Origin of the sequence: Paenibacillus sp. SORGH_AS_0306 (genome assembly GCF_030819345.1) — a bacterium.
GTDB classification, from domain to species: domain Bacteria; phylum Bacillota; class Bacilli; order Paenibacillales; family Paenibacillaceae; genus Saccharibacillus; species Saccharibacillus kyungheensis.
Genome location: NZ_JAUTBP010000001.1, coordinates 4,697,852 through 4,717,069, shown reverse-complemented (window position 1 = coordinate 4,717,069; position 19,218 = coordinate 4,697,852). Strand labels below are relative to the sequence as shown.

The following is a 19,218-nucleotide window of genomic DNA, read 5'->3' as shown; positions in this document are numbered from 1 at the left end:
TCCGTCCTACCCTTTTGCTATTGATCGAGTGATATCTTTTATCGTTATAGTTAATGTTCAGTTATTATATATTTATTGGTGCAGAACTGGCTCTGGAATCACCATTTGCAATTGATCACATAGTTTTTGAATTTCTTCATTTTTCATGCGGTAACTGACACGGTTAGCAATCAATCGACTGGTGATACCGAATATTGTCTCCATTTCCACCAATCCATTTTCGCGTAACGTTTCTCCCGTTTCCACCATATCGACAATACGATCAGCCAGACCGATCATCGGTGCAAGCTCAATCGAACCATTTAATTTAATCACTTCTACTTGCTGTCCTTGCTCGCGGAAATATTGAGAAGCCACATTAGGATATTTGGTAGCTACACGTTGCTGAATACCTGGCTTCCAATCTGGTAGACCAATCACAGACATTCGGCAACGAGCAATTCCTAGATCAAGCAACTCATAGACAGCTCGATTTTCCTCAATCAATACATCTTTGCCAACAATACCGATATCAGCAACACCGTGCTCTACATAGATAGGCCACATCGACTGGTTTGGCTAGGATAAATTCCATTCCCACTTCAGGTAAATGTACAATTAATTTACGAGAATCATCAACATCCAATGGAACTTCAATTCCTGCTTTACGGAAAAGCTCTGCTGCCTTTTTATAGATACGCCCTTTTGGCATCGCAACTTTAAGAATTTGTGTCATAGAAGGGTACATCTCCCTGTTATTTACTGTGTATCTTAATTTATGTTTATACCGTAACTGCTCGTCCATCTGTAAAGCGAATCACCTCACTATACGTCACTACAGATGAATCAGATGGAGTAGCTGATTCTAGCTTCTCTGTTGCTTCTATATGTTCAGTAATTACAATTTTACCTTGCTGGCGAAGTTGTGCTGCATGTGTGAATGCTTCGCGTCGACTATTTACATCATAAGCGATCAATACAGGTGGTTCTTCTTCTGGTAAATGAAGATCGACTCCATCCAGTATCCGATTCGTTTTCAAAGCAAATCCGGTAGCCGTCACAGAACGTCCGAATTGAGTCAGCAGGTTATCATATCGTCCTCCACTACATACAGGGAAGCCAAGTTCTGCTGCATACCCTTCAAATACCATACCGGTATAATAAGAAAAGTCTCCAATCATCGTTAAATCGATCATCACATGCTCAGAGACTCCATAAGCTTCTAACACTTCCCACACTTTGCACAAGTGTTGAATCGAAGCAATCGCACGTGGATTACTGCTCAATGCTGTCGCCTGAAGACAAATATCTTGAGCTCCACGTAGACGAAGCAATCCTTCTAATTCTTGACGTTGCTCCACCGATAATTGGAAATGCGATAAACGCTCACGAAATCCAACAAAATCTCGATTAAGTAATGTTTCTTTTAACGCTTCTTGTTCGATGGTTTTGTCAGGCAATACTTCTTCCAACAATCCTGTCAAAAATCCAACATGTCCGAGCGAAATTTTGAATGTTTCTACACCTGCGGCTTGTAATGAAGCAATCGCAAGTGCAATGACCTCAGCGTCGCCTTCAGCCGAATCATTTCCGACTAATTCAGCACCGGTTTGAAAAAATTCAGTTTCTCGTCCAGCTTCTTCTTCAATCGAACGAAATACATTCGCATGGTAAGACAGACGCACAGGCAATGATTCTTCTTTTAAAAGAGAACCCATTACACGCGCGATCGGTGTCGTCATATCAGAACGTAACACCATCGTTGTTCCACGGTTATTTAACATTTTATATAGTTTGCGGTCTGATGTAGAACTAGCTACACCTACCGTATCATAATATTCCATTGTAGGCGTTATAATCTGACGGTAGCCCCACTCGGACATGCAGTCCAATACATTGCGTTCAATATGGCGCAATTTGGATACAACATGCGGTAGATAATCACGTACACCTGCGGGCTTTTCGAATCCTTTGGGCTTGGACAAAACAGTCACCTCTAATTGATCAATATTTTAACGCTTTAAAGTGTTACTTTGCTAATAAAGTAAAGGATATTTGATATAATAACATAAATCGATATCGACCGTCAACGCAACCGTATCTGTTGTTATCGATCACAAAGTTGTTCTGTTTACATCATATTTATATTTCTAATTGTATCATTAACCACACCTGCTACCTAACTAATCGAAGCTAACTAGATCTCTAATTATTTCCCGGAAAATAAAAAAACCACCTTCATCATAAAGGTGGTTTTTCAAAGCTTATTTTTAGATGAATCATGTCATGACAACTTTAAGGGCTTGGTCTTTTTACAGCATCCGTTTTGGTTGTCCGACCGCTCACTTTTGCTTGTTTTTTGTTTTTATGTCGTCCAGATAATGAAGCTGGAATACTGCCTAACAATACCCATGAGAATGATACTCTTCTAAACACCATCTGCACAAATACCGCTGAAATAATCAGAGCACACAACATACCGCCATAAATCCAGACAAAGTAACCTAATGTGCCTAAAGTAAGATATTCTCTTGTATCGCGATAGTAAGCCAGTATAAATGGATGAACTAAGTAAATAGCAAAAGATAGTTCTCCTAATCGACGCAAAATCGCCAGTATCCATTTTGGCGCTATTCGATTTAAGATAAATGCCGAATGAAGCAACACTAATGAAGATAACATCGTATAGACATTCCACATCAGTTCATACACTAACGAATCTAACCATTCATTGGTCATTCGAGCATCATACCAGATTTGTACATAGATCAATCCGGTGACCAACCAGCTTCCCCATAGCAATATTGTGCTGACTCTTTGTCTTTCTGACATGTCTGTCCATTTACTCATCAGCCATCCACGGAAAGGTTTGAAATAAATGGCTACAAATGCACCCATCATATAATAAGAGAAATATGAAATAGCTAGACTGCCTTTTGTTGCATAATGAAGATCGTATTTATTCCAGATCACGAATCCCCACTGTAACGCAAGACCGATAGGAATCGCAAAACGTGCTACCCAACGCTGACTTTTTAGCAAAGCAAGCATAATCGGAAATAACAGATAAAACTGCACACTAATAAATACAAAATAAAGATGTGTATACGCAGAACCATGAGTGATCGCATACCAGTAATCCCCTAACAATTGCATTGGGGGATCATCCAATTGACCACGCTGAGCAAGCTTATACCAGAAATATAAAGCAGATATCAAAACATACGGCAGCAAAATGTAGAGCATTCTTTTTTTATAAAAGCTCCCGATTAATTTGCCTGTAAGAGGTCTGTCATAGTAATTATAAAACAATACAAAACTACTCAAAAAGATAAATGAAGGCGTTCCATATTTAAAGAAAATATTCAAAAAGTTAAACAGATAATAAATCGACGTATTCATCGCTTCTGTCGTTGCCACCGATGTAGAATGAACATGCAGTACCCCAATAATGGCAATCGCACGGAAGAAATCAAGCTGTGTCAGCCGTTCCTTCTTTATTTGATTCAATGTAAAAGCATCCCCTTATTCTTTAAAATGGTACATCTATATGATGCAAAATGCCGGCTTATTCTGTTCCCGAACAAGTCCAAAAGATTGCGCCCTTGTACCACAACGCTCAGATACAACTATTTAATGCAATAGATCTTCATCCTTATCACTTGTAAGATCTACCGTATGTTCTGGACTTCGACGTGTTAATACGCGTAAAGGATTCCCACCAACAAATGTACCTGCGGCTACATCTGTATGTACGACTGATCCTGCTGCAACCACTGCTCCATCGCCAATTGTTACACCTGGCAAAATAGTACTATTTGCACCAATCATCACTTCATCACCAATGATAACATTGCCTAATCGGTATTCACGAATCAGATATTCATGAGCAAGAATGGTAGTATTATATCCAATTACTGTATTCGTCCCTATCTTTATTTTTTCCGGAAAAAACACATCTACCATCACCATCAATCCAAAAGCCGTATCTTTACCCACTTCCATATGTAGCAAGTGGCGGTAAATCCAGTTTTTCCATTCCAAGACTGGACAATACCGCGCTGCTTGAATACATATAAAATTCCGAACGCCTTTCCATGGGCTGACTGTGCGATAAATTTGACGCAAGGCATTAGGTCCCTCTTTTACAGGAAAACGCTCGGTCTTTCTCATCGATCGACCGTATCGCCAAGCACCAGTTCATACAGATCACTCATCGTATGCAAAATATACTGTGGATGATACTTGGATAGTTCTTCTTCCCCTTTAAGAGACCAGGCTACAGCCGCTGACATAACACCTGCTGCGGATGCAGCCTGCAAATCGGCAGGACTATCGCCCACCATCAATGTACGCTCAGGAGACGAACCAAGAGCTTCCATAGCACGTTCAATCGGTTGCGGATGAGGTTTGGTATGCTCAACATCATCCTGCGTAATGATCACTTCCATAAATTGATCCAATTGAAACATTTCCAGCACTTTGAGTGTATTCGGACGAATTTTAGTCGTCACGACTCCCAGCTTAATACCTTCTGCTTGGAGACGTGTTAACACTTCGGTGACTTCTGGAAAAGGAGCCACCATCGTATCGTGATGAATCGCACTATATTCACGATAAGCCGTAACATAAGAAGTCACATCATCGACACCTGAAAAAGCACGAAGTTGCTGCTCCAACGTTAATCCCATATGCGGAATAATCTGCTCTCTCGTCAATGGAGCTAACCCATTACTTTCTAATGTGTTAATAAATGAAGCAATAATCAATTCATTGGTATCTACAATCGTTCCATCCAAATCCAATAAAACCGTATCAATCATAAATTCACTACTCCTTGCGTTCATTGTGAATCGTATCTTCTTTTTTCAGATCATGTCTATCTTTAGAAGAAGATGACGAATCTACTGTTGGCACTGAAGAAGATCCTGTAGTGGTATCATGATCAGTAACCAATTCATGTTGTGCCACTTTGGATGACACAATTGGATCGCTATAATGTTCATTAGCTAGACCAGCACGACGACGAATAATCATCAATAGAATAGCGGCTACAATCAACACAAGCGACAATAACTGTGATACTCGAATATTTCCGTATCCAGGTTCGATCGCTCCTTGTTGGAAGCCAAACCATGTCATAGGAGTCCACAGACCATTTACTATAGCTACCAACCATTGTGGGCCTTCAAAGGTAAGACTATCTGTACGAAGTGCTTCAATAAAGAAACGCCCAATACCATACCAGATAAGATAAGAGAAGAAAATTTCTCCACTACGCACAAATGCACGACGACGTAATACACATAGTACAATCACACCAACCAGATTCCATAGCGATTCATACAAAAATGTAGGATGATGGAATACACCATTAACATTCATTTGATTCACAATAAAATCAGGTAAATGCAAATTACTTCTTAAAAAAGATTCTTCGACAGGTCCGCCATAAGCTTCCTGATTGACAAAATTCCCCCAACGTCCAATAGCTTGTCCAACAAGCAAATAAGGCGCACACAAATCCATAATTCGCCAGAAGCTATATCCTTTTTTACGCGTATAAATAATCGCACAAATCACAGAACCTATTAATGCACCATATATAGCAATACCGCCATTCCAAATTTTAAAGACATCCCATAAGTTATCTCTATAATCAGGCCAACGGAAAGCAACATAATAAATACGTGCAGCAATAATAGCGGAAGGAACACCGAACAACACTAGATCCATAAAAAATTCTTGTGGAATCCCGAATCGACGTCCTTCACGAATTAATAGTAATAACCCGACTAATGCGCCAGTACCCAAAATCAATCCATACCAATGCACCTGAAGCGCTCCGATCGAGAAAGCAATCGGGTTAATTAATGATGTCCCCATACAGCACTCTCCTTAATCCAGTTCGTCGAGATCTTCAGCAATCGTCTCTGTTAATTTATGAGTAAATTGCAATGCTGCATTATAACCCATACGTTTTAAGCGGAAATTCATGGCTGCCACTTCAATAATAACAGCTAAATTTCGTCCTGGACGAACTGGAATCGTAACTAGAGGCACGTCTGTATCAATGATACGAGTTGTTTCTTCATCCAATCCGATACGGTCATACTGCTTGTCTTGTTGCCATGCTTCTAGACGTACAACCAAAGTAATTCGTTTATTGTTACGAATTGCACCCGCACCGAACAATGTCATTACATTGATAATACCGACTCCGCGAATTTCAAGTAAATGACGAATCAATTCAGGAGCCGTACCATGCAGTTGATTATCCGAAGTTTGGCGGATTTCTACCGCATCATCGGCAATCAATCGATGCCCACGTTTTACTAACTCAAGAGCAGTTTCACTTTTACCGATACCGCTACTACCTGTAATTAGCATCCCTACACCATAAAGGTCTACCAATACGCCATGAATTGTCGCAGTTGGTGCTAATTTTTTCTCCAAAAAGCCTGTAATCCGGCTTGATAAAATAGTCGTCGCCAGATTGCTACGAAGTACCGGAACATTATGCTCTTCGCTACTTTCAATTAACTCCTCAGGTACTTCAAGTCCACGTGTAATCACAAGACAAGGCGTCTCATCATTACAAAGACGCTTCATACGATCTGCTTTTTCTTCATGCGTAAGCATTTTAAAAAACGCAAGCTCGGTTCTACCCAGAATCTGTACACGTTCTGTAGGATAATATTCAAAATATCCTGCCATTTCTAATCCAGGTCGATTCAGATCATCTACAGTAATTTTTCGTTTTAAACCAAGTCCTCCAGACACAACTTCAAGCTGGAACATTTGTACCAATTCTGAAACTTTCACATGTTTGGCCATTCTGTTCTTCCTTTCTCTAAGTAGGTTGCTGATTCTGTATTGTGTATTCTATGTGATTCATCATCCAAAGCCAAACGATCAGCGCCAAAAAGATAGATTTTTCACAAACCTGACTTTTCCGCACTGTACATAATATGTCCAATGTACCCATCGTAATAGAAAATGCTAGTTAAATCAATTATATTGGCATATTCGCTTACCATTGTACCGATTATTTTAAAGCTTCGCTATGAGATACGTCCATTTATTAATATGCACATTTTATCATAAAAAAAGACTTACCTTTCTGATCGAAACCAGAATAAGTAAGTCTTTTATCAAATGTTCTATCCGAACTCTGTTACGTTACCTGTAATAACGAATTAAGAAGGATCTGTGTAGAACAAGTTATCTTGAGATTCTGTATCAAAAATATGAACTTTGTTCATATCAATTGCCATCGTTGCTGTAGCGTTATCACGAGTAGTGGAACGTCCATCAACACGAGCAACAACAGTGTCTGTACCTACACCGCTCAAGTATAGCAACATTTCATGACCCAAGTTCTCAGATACATCTACTTTAGCAGTAAAAGCAGTAGCTGGAGAAGCTTCTAAGAATACAGGCTCTTCATGAATATCTTCTGGACGAACACCCAGAATCACTTCTTTACCTGTGAATCCTTGGTCTTTCAAGATTTGCGCTTTACCACCAGGGATAGCTAGTTCAACACCAGCAGCGCTGAATGTTAGACCGCCAGATTTTTCGGACAATGTACCACGGATAAAGTTCATTGTAGGAGAACCAATAAAGCCCGCTACGAACATGTTACGTGGGTGATTGTACAATTCTTCTGGAGAAGCTGCTTGTTGAATAATACCATCTTTCATAACAACGATACGGTCACCCATTGTCATTGCTTCGATCTGATCATGCGTTACATAGATAACAGTCGTTTGCAGACGTTTCGCTAGTTTAGTAATCTCAGCACGCATCTGACCACGAAGTTTAGCATCCAAGTTAGAAAGAGGCTCATCCATCAAGAAGACTTGAGGATCGCGGACAATCGCACGTCCCAAAGCAACACGCTGACGTTGACCACCAGAAAGTGCTTTTGGTTTACGATCTAGCAAATGCTCGATATCGAGAATTTTAGCTGCTTCACGTACACGTTTTTCGATTTCTTCTTTTTTCACTTTACGCAATTTCAAACCAAACGCCATATTAGAATATACATCCATATGAGGGTACAACGCGTAAGATTGGAATACCATCGCGATATCGCGGTCTTTTGGAGCTACGTCGTTAACAACGCGATCGCCAATGTACAATTTACCTTCTGAAATTTCTTCCAGACCAGCAATCATACGAAGAGTTGTAGATTTACCACAACCAGAAGGTCCAACCAATACTAGGAACTCTTTATCCTTGATATCCAAATTAACGTCAATAACTGTTGCTTTATCAGAACCCGGATATTTTTTGAAAATGTGTTCTAAGCGTACGCCTGCCATAATAATAGCCTCCCTAGAATATGAATGTAATTTTTTAAGTACATAATAAATGAGCTTGTCAGCATATGGCAATTAACCATATGTCTTAATCAATTCGTAGTCTGATCTACAGTAATGAGTGAAATGTACAACATCATGTGGGACGTTCTACCTTTAGCTCAATCGTAAAATCAGCTATGAATTACGGCTGCGAAGGTGATCCAATCGCCTATGTAACCGATTTCTTTTTCTATTATTATCTTACCCTAATCGCGCGTAGACATCTATCGACAAACTATACAAAAAATTCGTCAGCTTTTTGTCACTTTATACAATAGTAGTGTTAACTTCATCAAAACAGCATCTTCAAACTTTCTAACATCCAATTCAGTTTCTTGTTTAATTTTGTCCAGACGATACAATAACGTATTCCGATGGATATATAATTGCTTCGCAGTCTCACTAACATTACAATCCATTTTGAAAAAGGTTTCTAACGTAGCTACCGTTTCTTCATCATCCAACATATCGGAATAACGATCAGCTCTAGCTACAAAATCAGCACGATCTTCATCAGGAATCCGATATAATAAACGTTCCAAAGACAATTCCCACGGAAGATGAATATGATCTTTCACATGAAATAATCTACCCAAAGCAACGGTTTCCTTCAATAAAGAGACTTCAGATAATAACTTTTCACTAGGTATAATAGGCTTAGACACTCCAATATGGAATATACCTACCCATTCGCTAGCAATCAATTCATATAACCCTAACGAAAATTCCATCAGTATATCTTCTTCTGTATCTTCTATCTCTACATTAGCATCCCGACTACTACTTTGCTTGAGATCAGAACTATCTTCAATCAATTCACGATTCGTCAGAATAAACCACTCATTTTCAGATAATGGCAATAACAGTACTTCTCCACCAAAATAGCTATACAACAACTTTTCTAACTCTTTGGTCGCTAATGTCCCTGTTTGTACACTATCAGCTACCAGTAGAAACGGAATCATCGAGCTGGTTAATCTTTCTTTCAAAAGGTATCCATTAGGAATACTCGCTTTTGACTGTCCCCTATCTAGTTGTTCCATCATCCAGGTACTTAACTCTTGTATCCCTTGTTCACGAATAGACAACGAAGAAGGATGATTTCCTATAGCCATAGACGCTGTAAAAGCAGGCAACAATAACTCTAACAACGATTTAAGCTTGCCTATGACTTGTTGATGATCGCTATCTCGTGACTCTTGCGAAAGACTCAAATTACTTGAAGAAATAGCTTTCGGTTGAATCTGCCATAATGTGACTACAGTAAGATCCTGCTTCACAGCGATCCATCCACTTTCTTCTAGACCTGCTTGATACGTATCCGCTTCCCAATCTTTCAAAGCTACAGACTGTTCTTCAATACGGTAATCTATGATTGATTCAATATGTTCTTTTAATGTACTCCAATGCATATCATAAATTCCTTCCATAGCTAGAATCGTACACTGATGGCTACCCTACACTATTAATCAGAAATAAATAAAATAAGACTACTCCCTCAAATTATACAAAAAAGCAGACAAAACAAAAAGCACCTTGCTTAATAGCAAGATGCTTTTTCATATGATGAGTCATGAAGGGCTCGAACCTTCGACACCCTGATTAAAAGTCAGGTGCTCTACCGACTGAGCTAATGACTCATATTAAGTTTAACGTAAATAAAACTGGTGGAGGCTGATGGATTCGAACCACCGAACTCGGAGAGAACAGATTTACAGTCTGCTGCGTTTGGCCACTTCGCTAAGCCTCCATAATGAACAAAAAAATGGTGGCTCGGGACGGAATCGAACCGCCGACACGAGGATTTTCAGTCCTCTGCTCTACCGACTGAGCTACCGAGCCATACTGTATTCATTACATTTTATTTAATTAAAAAAATGGCGGAACCGACGGGATTTGAACCCGCGATCTCCTGCGTGACAGGCAGGCATGTTAACCCCTACACCACGGTTCCAGGGTTATAATACATAGAAATAAAAATGGTGCCGGCGAGAGGATTTGAACCCCCGACCTACTGATTACAAGTCAGTTGCTCTACCAACTGAGCTACACCGGCATATGGTGGTGGAGATTGACGGGATCGAACCGCCGACCCTCTGCTTGTAAGGCAGATGCTCTCCCAGCTGAGCTAAATCTCCAGGATATGTATGGTAGCGGCGAAGGGAATCGAACCCCCGACCTCACGGGTATGAACCGTACGCTCTAGCCAGCTGAGCTACACCGCCACATTTAAAAACCAATCGTTATGAATTGCTATCCACTAAGAATTTATAAATAAGTTCTAGTGGCGGAGAGAGAGGGATTCGAACCCTCGCACCGCTAACGCAGTCTAACCCCTTAGCAGAGGGTCCCCTTATAGCCACTTGGGTATCTCTCCAATATTAAATCATATACAGACAGGTTAGTTGCTCCCTGAAAACTGAATCCGAAAACAAAAACATCGCGTGTTAGCTTATTGGATAAGCCCTCGACCGATTAGTATTGGTCAGCTCCATGCCTTACGGCACTTCCACCCCCAACCTATCAACCTCGTCGTCTACAAGGGGTCTTACATACTGGGAAATCTCATCTTGAGGGGGGCTTCACGCTTAGATGCTTTCAGCGCTTATCCCTTCCGCACGTAGCTACCCAGCGATGCTCCTGGCGGAACAACTGGTACACCAGCGGTGCGTCCATCCCGGTCCTCTCGTACTAAGGACAGCTCCTCTCAAATTTCCTACGCCCACGACAGATAGGGACCGAACTGTCTCACGACGTTCTGAACCCAGCTCGCGTACCGCTTTAATGGGCGAACAGCCCAACCCTTGGGACCTACTTCAGCCCCAGGATGCGATGAGCCGACATCGAGGTGCCAAACCTCCCCGTCGATGTGGACTCTTGGGGGAGATAAGCCTGTTATCCCCAGGGTAGCTTTTATCCGTTGAGCGATGGCCCTTCCATGCGGTACCACCGGATCACTAAGCCCGACTTTCGTCCCTGCTCGACGTGTCTGTCTCGCAGTCAAGCTCCCTTATGCCTTTACACTCTTCGAATGATTTCCAACCATTCTGAGGGAACCTTAGGGCGCCTCCGTTACACTTTAGGAGGCGACCGCCCCAGTCAAACTGCCCACCTGACACGGTCCCTGTACCGGATCACGGTACGAGGTTAGAACTCAAATGCGATCAGGGTGGTATCCCAACGGCGCCTCAACCGAAGCTTGCGCTCCGATGTCTACGGCTCCCACCTATCCTGTACAAATCGCACCCCAGTTCAATATCAAGTTGCAGTAAAGCTCCATGGGGTCTTTCCGTCTTGTCGCGGGTAACCTGCATCTTCACAGGTATTAAAATTTCACCGGATCTCTCGTTGAGACAGCGCCCAAATCGTTACGCCATTCGTGCGGGTCAGAATTTACCTGACAAGGAATTTCGCTACCTTAGGACCGTTATAGTTACGGCCGCCGTTTACTGGGGCTTCGGTTCATAGCTTCGCTTGCGCTAACCACTCCCCTTAACCTTCCAGCACCGGGCAGGCGTCAGCCCGTATACTTCGCCTTGCGGCTTCGCACAGACCTGTGTTTTTGCTAAACAGTCGCTTGGGCCTTTTCACTGCGGCCCCCTCGTGCTATTCACACTACCGGGGCACCCCTTCTCCCGAAGTTACGGGGTCATTTTGCCGAGTTCCTTAACGAGAGTTCTTCCGCGCGCCTTAGAATTCTCTTCTCACCCACCTGTGTCGGTTTACGGTACGGGCACCTGCTTCCTGGCTAGAGACTTTTCTTGGCAGTGTGAAATCATGACCTTCGCTACTCTAATTTTCGCTCCTCATCACAGCCTGGCCTTGTGGTATGCGGATTTGCCTACATACCAGCCTCACTGCTTGAACGGACATCCATCAGTCCGCGTCACTATCCTCCTGCGTCATCCCATTGCTCATAACGGCTTTCGGTGGTACAGGAATTTCAACCTGTTGTCCGTCGACTACGCCTTTCGGCCTCGCCTTAGGTCCCGACTTACCCTGAGAGGACGAGCCTTCCTCAGGAATCCTTGGGTTTTCGGCGGATCAGATTCTCACTGATCTTTTCGTTACTCATACCGGCATTCTCACTTGAATGAGGTCCAGCGCTCCTTGCGGTACACCTTCAATCTTCATTCAACGCTCCCCTACCCCTGATACTAACGTATCAAGCCATAGCTTCGGTGGTGTGTTTAGCCCCGTTACATTTTCGGCGCAAAGTCACTCGACCAGTGAGCTATTACGCACTCTTTCAATGGTGGCTGCTTCTAAGCCAACATCCTGGTTGTCTGTGCAACTTCACATCCTTTCCCACTTAACACACACTTGGGGACCTTAGCTGATGGTCTGGGCTGTTTCCCTTTCGACAATGGATCTTAGCACTCACTGTCTGACTCCCGGAATAAAGTCTGTGGCATTCGGAGTTTGACTGAACTTGGTAACCCTTGCGGGCCCCGCATCCAATCAGTGCTCTACCTCCACGACTCACCTTCCGAGGCTAGCCCTAAAGCTATTTCGGGGAGAACCAGCTATCTCCAGGTTCGATTGGAATTTCTCCGCTACCCCCACCTCATCCCCGCACTTTTCAACGTGCGTGGGTTCGGGCCTCCAGTACGTGTTACCGTACCTTCACCCTGGACAGGGGTAGATCACCTGGTTTCGGGTCTACGTCCACGTACTTAGTCGCCCTATTCAGACTCGCTTTCGCTGCGGCTCCGGCTTTTCACCTTAACCTTGCACGGGAACGTAACTCGCCGGTTCATTCTACAAAAGGCACGCCATCACCCAGTAATAGGGCTCTGACTTTTTGTAAGCACACGGTTTCAGGTTCTATTTCACTCCCCTTCCGGGGTCCTTTTCACCTTTCCCTCACGGTACTGCTTCACTATCGGTCGCTAGGGAGTATTTAGCCTTACCAGATGGTCCTGGCAGATTCATACGGGGTTTCACGTGCCCCGCACTACTCGGGATCCGTCTCGGAGAGAGCATCATTTCATCTACAGGGCTTTCACCTTTTTTAGCGGGCCTTTCCAGACCTCTTCAACTACGATACTCCTTTGTAACTCCAAAGAGACGTCCCACAACCCCAACAAGCAAGCTCATTGGTTTGGGCTGTTCCGCGTTCGCTCGCCGCTACTGACGGAATCACTCTTGTTTTCTGTTCCTGAGGGTACTTAGATGTTTCAGTTCCCCTCGTCTGCCTCTGCACACCCTATGTATTCAGGTGTGAGTAACTGGAGATGAATCCAGTTAGGTTTCCCCATTCGGACATCCCCGGATCACAGCTTGCTTACAGCTCCCCGAGGCCTTATCGTTGTTCGCCACGTCCTTCATCGGCTCCTAGCGCCTAGGCATCCACCGTGTGCTCTTAGTAGCTTAACCTAAGTGTTTCTAAATCAATAGAAACGGTGTATTTCAATTTCTCGCCTACCACTGTTTACACAGTTTGTAGAGAAGAAACCTTCTAAAACGCGATGTTTCGTTTTCGGTATCCAGTTTTCAAGGATCAACTTGGGTAAAAATAATATGGTGGAGCCAAGCGGGATCGAACCGCTGACCTCCTGCGTGCAAGGCAGGCGCTCTCCCAGCTGAGCTATGGCCCCATAATTGGGAAGTAAATCTATATGGTGGGCCCTAGTGGACTCGAACCACCGACCTCACCCTTATCAGGGGTGCGCTCTAACCAGCTGAGCTAAGGGCCCGTATTGTAAGATTCTTTTCGACATGAAAAGAATGCGCTTGGCGGCGTCCTACTCTCCCAGGACCCTGCGGTCCAAGTACCATCGGCGCTGGAGGGCTTAACGGTCGTGTTCGGGATGGGTACGTGTGGAACCCCTCCGCCATCGCCACCAAACGATGAAACATACGGTAAATATTGAGAAGATTGACCTCTCAAAACTAAACAACGAGTGAGTGGTGTCACCACTTGGGTGACCACAGATCCACCGGAGTGTTCTGCGTTTGTCTTTCCCGAAAGAAAGACGTTCGAATGTTTCCGTTGCAGGAAACGATTCTCCATAGAAAGGAGGTGATCCAGCCGCACCTTCCGATACGGCTACCTTGTTACGACTTCACCCCAATCATCTACCCCACCTTCGGCGGCTGGCTCCTTGCGGTTACCCCACCGACTTCGGGTGTTGCAAACTCTCGTGGTGTGACGGGCGGTGTGTACAAGACCCGGGAACGTATTCACCGCGGCATGCTGATCCGCGATTACTAGCAATTCCGACTTCATGCAGGCGAGTTGCAGCCTGCAATCCGAACTGAGACCGGCTTTTAAGGATTGGCTCCATCTTGCGATATTGCTTCCCGTTGTACCGGCCATTGTAGTACGTGTGTAGCCCAAGTCATAAGGGGCATGATGATTTGACGTCATCCCCACCTTCCTCCGGTTTGTCACCGGCAGTCTGCTTAGAGTGCCCACCATAATGTGCTGGCAACTAAGCATAAGGGTTGCGCTCGTTGCGGGACTTAACCCAACATCTCACGACACGAGCTGACGACAACCATGCACCACCTGTCTCCTTTGTCCCGAAGGAAAAGACTATCTCTAGTCCGGTCAAAGGGATGTCAAGACTTGGTAAGGTTCTTCGCGTTGCTTCGAATTAAACCACATACTCCACTGCTTGTGCGGGTCCCCGTCAATTCCTTTGAGTTTCAGTCTTGCGACCGTACTCCCCAGGCGGAATGCTTAATGTGTTAACTTCGGCACCAAGGGTATCGAAACCCCTAACACCTAGCATTCATCGTTTACGGCGTGGACTACCAGGGTATCTAATCCTGTTTGCTCCCCACGCTTTCGCGCCTCAGCGTCAGTTACAGCCCAGAAAGTCGCCTTCGCCACTGGTGTTCCTCCACATCTCTACGCATTTCACCGCTACACGTGGAATTCCACTTTCCTCTTCTGTACTCAAGCTCTCCAGTTTCCAGTGCGACCCAAGGTTGAGCCTTGGGCTGTGACACCGGACTTAAAAAGCCGCCTGCGCGCGCTTTACGCCCAATAATTCCGGACAACGCTTGCCCCCTACGTATTACCGCGGCTGCTGGCACGTAGTTAGCCGGGGCTTTCTTCTCAGGTACCGTCACTCCGAGTTCAGTTACTCACTCAGACGTTCTTCCCTGGCAACAGAGCTTTACGATCCGAAAACCTTCATCACTCACGCGGCGTTGCTCCGTCAGACTTGCGTCCATTGCGGAAGATTCCCTACTGCTGCCTCCCGTAGGAGTCTGGGCCGTGTCTCAGTCCCAGTGTGGCCGATCACCCTCTCAGGTCGGCTACGCATCGTCGCCTTGGTGAGCCGTTACCTCACCAACTAGCTAATGCGCCGCAGGCCCATCCTCAAGTGACAGATTGCTCCGTCTTTCCAAATTCGTTCAGGCGAACAAATCATGTATTCGGTATTAGCTACCGTTTCCGGTAGTTGTCCCAAGCTTGAGGGCAGGTTGCCTACGTGTTACTCACCCGTCCGCCGCTAAGAATGAAAGAAGCAAGCTTCCTTCATTCTCCGCTCGACTTGCATGTATTAGGCACGCCGCCAGCGTTCGTCCTGAGCCAGGATCAAACTCTCCATAAAGTGTTTGACTTGCTCAATTTGAAACTGGCGAGAACCGAAGTTCTCTATTTTGTAAAGGTCGGCTAAGACCTTCATTACTCACTCGTTGTTCAGTTTTCAAAGATCAAACATTTCGTTTGTTTTGCTTTTGTGCACCGACGCGTTATCGCATCAGCAACTCTTATAATATATCATGCTCATTTCATTTCGTCAACACTTTTTTTCAATCTTTTTTTTAGCTCTATAAGATGAAGCTTTATATTTAGATTAAAACGCTTTGTTAAGCATTGGTGTCAGAAATAAAATGACCGTTGATTAATATAGCACGAATATTTAATAAACGTCAACTATTTATTTAAACTGTTTTTACAATTGATATTGAATTGAGATCTATTGGTGGCTAACTTGCTTTGTATTTATAAATAAAAAGGCACTAAAGCCTTTAATACTGGGCTTTGTGCCTTTTTAAATATGTCTATTAATCCGTAAGAGATATCCATCCACCTCTTACAATTCTCGGCGTCCTTCTAATGCTTTGGATAATGTAACTTCATCCGCATATTCTAGATCTCCACCTACAGGTAATCCATGAGCAATTCTTGTGACTTTGATATTGAAAGGTTTGACCAGCCGAGAAATATACATAGCAGTCGCTTCGCCTTCAATATTTGGGTTAGTTGCCAGAATGATTTCTTGTACACGCTCATCGCTAAGACGATTTAATAGCTCTTTTAATTTGATATCATCAGGGCCAATACCTTCAATAGGAGAAATCGCTCCATGTAACACATGATAGTATCCATCAAATTCTCTAGTACGTTCCATCGCTACTAGATCTTTGGCTTCCTGTATAACACAAATAACAGAGGCATCTCTCGTCTTATCCTGACAAATCTGACATGGATCTGTGTCTGTGATATTACCACATACAGAACAGTAGTGGAGATTACGCTTTACATTAACCAGAGCCTTAGCAAAATCGATCACGTCGTCTTCCTTCATACGGAGCACATGAAAAGCAAGTCGCCCTGCTGTTTTGGGTCCGACTCCCGGCAAGTGTGTAAAGGCTTCTATCAGTTTGGCAATCGGTTCGGGATAATACAATACAGCGATCTCCTTTGAGAACAGTCATTTTGTTAATGACAATTCGTTATTTTAGAACAGGCCTGGAATATTCATACCGCCTGTAAATTTACCCATATCTTTATTAGCAAGCTCTTCCGCTTTGCCCATAGCATCATTAACAGCAGCGATTACTAGATCTTGTAGCATTTCTACATCGTCTGGATCTACTGCTTCTGGTTTGATCGTAATTGCTGTTACTTTTTTATGTCCATTGACTTGTACTGTAACTACACCGCCACCAGAGCTACCTTCTAATGTTTTAGTACCTAGTTCTTCCTGCGCTTTTAACATTTGTTCCTGCATTTTTTTAACTTGTTTCATCATTTGGTTCATGTTACCCATTATGATCATCTCCTCAATTAAAGTATACGTCTTTGTATTACAGCTATTCTTTGACAACAACTAAGCTTTCGCCAAATAGTTGAATCGCTTCGTCTACTAGCGGTTCGCCAGCATTTTCACCTTCGTGTTCTAGCTCTAATGCTTCTACAGGATCTTCATGAGCTCCTTCTATCGCTTCTAACCAATCTTTTTGCATCATAGTGACCAATCGGTGAGAACTTCCTAGAACTTCTTCTAGTACAGACTCTACGATCTGCTTATTCACAGACTTTTCAATCGTTTCCCGATGCATATCGTGTTTGAAAGCAACTAAAACGGCATCTTCATGAATCGAAACAGGTTCACAGTTCACAAACCATGCGTGAATTGTCACCTTCTCTTCTTTAACCCGTTGTAGGATTTTGCCCCATGATCCAGATACTTTTGTAAAATCACTATGATTGCGATTGCTTACATAGCTCTGAATCTGAGAAGGAATCTTAGCGGCTGAAGATACTCTTGCTGTTGGAGTGCGTCTGCCTGAACTTCCTGTTTGATTACGGTCGCTCGCCTCGCCACTCGCTGCTATTCCTGATTTCAAAGCTTTATCTAACTTTTGTTCTAATTGGGCTAATTGCTGTTTGAGTTGTCGAATCTCTGAAGCATCTGTGGGTGCGTGACTACTTGAGGAAGAAGCTACATCTGCTGTAGAACTTCCATTAGCTCCACTGTTCGGGATACTGCCTAATTTTAGTAAAGCGACCTCAAATAACATCTGAGGCTGAGCAGCATACTTCATTTCAGTCTGATAATGATTCAACGTATCAATCATGGCAAACAATTGTTCTTTTGTAAATGCGGACGCTGTTTCACGAAAAATCTCAGGATCTAGCATTCGCTCTGTCAAATCACCTGCTTGTGGAATCATCTTAATCATTAAAACATCCCGGAAATAATAAAGCAGGTTCTCCATACACTTCTCTGCACTTTTACCTTCTTGCATAAATGACTCTACCATCTGTAATACTTTGGCGATATCACCATGTAACAAAGCAGAAGCAAGTTCAGCAAACTGTTCAGAAGCGATACCACCTGTCATTTGCAACACTTGAGTATATGTTACTTTGCCATCTGTAAAAGCAGATACTTGATCCAGAATACTTACTGCATCACGCATCCCACCATCTGATAGGCGAGCAATATATTCTAATGCGTCACGATCGGCTTCAATCTGTTCTTCGCCTGCGATCAATGCAAGACGATCGGTCTGCTCAATCAAAGATACACGACGAAAATCAAAACGTTGACAACGCGATATAATCGTAGCTGGCAATCGATGAGGTTCTGTTGTAGCTAAAATAAAAACAACATGAGCGGGTGGTTCTTCAAGCGTCTTAAGCAACGCATTAAATGCTTCTGTTGTTAACATATGAACTTCATCAATAATATATACTTTGCGTCGTACTTCAGTAGGCGCGTATTTAACTTTTTCCCGTAGATCACGAATTTCTTCTACACCACGGTTGGATGCAGCATCAATCTCAAGCACATCCATAATATTGCCTGATGTGATCCTTTTGCAAGTTTCACATTCATTACACGGCTCTATAGCTGGCCCATGTTCACAGTTAATCGCTTTTGCAAAAATTTTGGCAGCAGACGTTTTACCTGTTCCTCTGGGACCACTGAACAGATAGGCATGTGAAATACGCTCTTCCCGAATGGCATTTTGCAGCGTCTGAATAATATGCTGCTGTCCAACCATGTCCTGAAACGACTGTGGTCGCCAAGCACGATAAAGTGCGATATGCTCCACTTGCTTACCCTCTTTCTTCTTTTAATACTTCACTTAATTATACTATAGATTAGAGCCA

11 protein-coding genes, 10 tRNA genes, 3 rRNA genes and 1 pseudogene are annotated in these 19,218 nt (G+C 43.4%); all 25 read right to left on the bottom strand.

Features of this window, described 5'->3' with window-relative positions; all coding sequences use genetic code 11:
* Positions 1-72 precede the first annotated feature (72 nt).
* Positions 73-715, bottom strand: a pseudogene (hisG, locus tag QE450_RS20860) (ATP phosphoribosyltransferase).
* Positions 716-761: 46 nt separating this feature from the next.
* Complete coding sequence (locus tag QE450_RS20855) at positions 762-1,964, bottom strand: ATP phosphoribosyltransferase regulatory subunit (protein WP_307301796.1); 1,203 nt, start codon at positions 1,962-1,964, stop codon at positions 762-764.
* A 310-nt stretch (positions 1,965-2,274) separates the two neighbouring features.
* A complete protein-coding gene (locus QE450_RS20850; RefSeq protein ID WP_273614375.1) occupies positions 2,275-3,489 on the bottom strand; it encodes an acyltransferase in 1,215 nt (404 codons plus the stop codon).
* Between the two features lie 123 nt (positions 3,490-3,612).
* Complete coding sequence (locus QE450_RS20845) at positions 3,613-4,152, bottom strand: acyltransferase (protein WP_301262876.1); 540 nt, start codon at positions 4,150-4,152, stop codon at positions 3,613-3,615.
* Positions 4,149-4,802, bottom strand: coding sequence for a pyrophosphatase PpaX (gene ppaX, locus QE450_RS20840; protein ID WP_274171297.1), 654 nt, complete (start codon positions 4,800-4,802; stop codon positions 4,149-4,151). The genes QE450_RS20845 and ppaX overlap by 4 nt, the downstream gene beginning before the upstream one ends.
* A 7-nt stretch (positions 4,803-4,809) precedes the next feature.
* A complete protein-coding gene (gene lgt / locus QE450_RS20835; RefSeq protein ID WP_273614372.1) occupies positions 4,810-5,865 on the bottom strand; it encodes a prolipoprotein diacylglyceryl transferase in 1,056 nt (351 codons plus the stop codon).
* 12 nt (positions 5,866-5,877) lie between these two features.
* A complete protein-coding gene (hprK, locus tag QE450_RS20830; protein ID WP_204826883.1) occupies positions 5,878-6,816 on the bottom strand; it encodes an HPr(Ser) kinase/phosphatase in 939 nt (312 codons plus the stop codon).
* A 362-nt stretch (positions 6,817-7,178) separates the two neighbouring features.
* On the bottom strand, positions 7,179-8,309 hold the full coding sequence (locus QE450_RS20825; RefSeq protein ID WP_273614371.1) for an ABC transporter ATP-binding protein: 1,131 nt from the start codon (positions 8,307-8,309) through the stop codon (positions 7,179-7,181).
* Between the two features lie 290 nt (positions 8,310-8,599).
* Complete coding sequence (locus QE450_RS20820) at positions 8,600-9,760, bottom strand: PucR family transcriptional regulator (RefSeq protein WP_307301786.1); 1,161 nt, start codon at positions 9,758-9,760, stop codon at positions 8,600-8,602.
* Positions 9,761-9,915: 155 nt separating this feature from the next.
* Positions 9,916-9,988: transfer RNA gene (locus QE450_RS20815), tRNA-Lys, on the bottom strand.
* A 25-nt stretch (positions 9,989-10,013) separates the two neighbouring features.
* Positions 10,014-10,098 (bottom strand) — tRNA-Tyr (locus QE450_RS20810).
* A gap of 16 nt (positions 10,099-10,114) precedes the next feature.
* Positions 10,115-10,190 (bottom strand) — tRNA-Phe (locus tag QE450_RS20805).
* A gap of 36 nt (positions 10,191-10,226) precedes the next feature.
* Positions 10,227-10,302, bottom strand: a tRNA-Asp gene (locus tag QE450_RS20800).
* Between the two features lie 26 nt (positions 10,303-10,328).
* Positions 10,329-10,404, bottom strand: a tRNA-Thr gene (locus tag QE450_RS20795).
* Positions 10,405-10,410: 6 nt separating this feature from the next.
* A tRNA-Val gene (locus tag QE450_RS20790) sits at positions 10,411-10,486 on the bottom strand.
* Positions 10,487-10,496: 10 nt separating this feature from the next.
* Positions 10,497-10,573 (bottom strand) — tRNA-Met (locus QE450_RS20785).
* A gap of 60 nt (positions 10,574-10,633) precedes the next feature.
* Positions 10,634-10,725 (bottom strand) — tRNA-Ser (locus tag QE450_RS20780).
* Between the two features lie 78 nt (positions 10,726-10,803).
* A 23S ribosomal RNA gene (locus QE450_RS20775) occupies positions 10,804-13,727 on the bottom strand.
* A gap of 145 nt (positions 13,728-13,872) precedes the next feature.
* Positions 13,873-13,948 (bottom strand) — tRNA-Ala (locus QE450_RS20770).
* Positions 13,949-13,970: 22 nt separating this feature from the next.
* Positions 13,971-14,047, bottom strand: a tRNA-Ile gene (locus QE450_RS20765).
* A 35-nt stretch (positions 14,048-14,082) separates the two neighbouring features.
* Positions 14,083-14,199, bottom strand: a 5S ribosomal RNA gene (rrf, locus tag QE450_RS20760).
* 167 nt (positions 14,200-14,366) lie between these two features.
* A 16S ribosomal RNA gene (locus QE450_RS20755) occupies positions 14,367-15,919 on the bottom strand.
* Together the 16S, 23S and 5S rRNA genes with 10 tRNA genes alongside form the textbook arrangement of a ribosomal RNA operon.
* 486 nt (positions 15,920-16,405) lie before the next feature.
* Positions 16,406-17,002 (bottom strand): recombination mediator RecR, encoded by a 597-nt coding sequence (gene recR, locus QE450_RS20750; RefSeq protein ID WP_273614369.1) that lies wholly within the window; start codon positions 17,000-17,002, stop codon positions 16,406-16,408.
* Positions 17,003-17,053: 51 nt separating this feature from the next.
* Entirely contained in the window at positions 17,054-17,365 is a 312-nt protein-coding gene (locus tag QE450_RS20745; protein ID WP_069328593.1) for a YbaB/EbfC family nucleoid-associated protein, read from the bottom strand.
* 43 nt (positions 17,366-17,408) lie between these two features.
* Positions 17,409-19,160, bottom strand: a complete 1,752-nt coding sequence (gene dnaX, locus QE450_RS20740) for a DNA polymerase III subunit gamma/tau (RefSeq protein WP_307301782.1) — start codon at positions 19,158-19,160, stop codon at positions 17,409-17,411.
* Between the last annotated feature and the right edge of the window lie 58 nt (positions 19,161-19,218).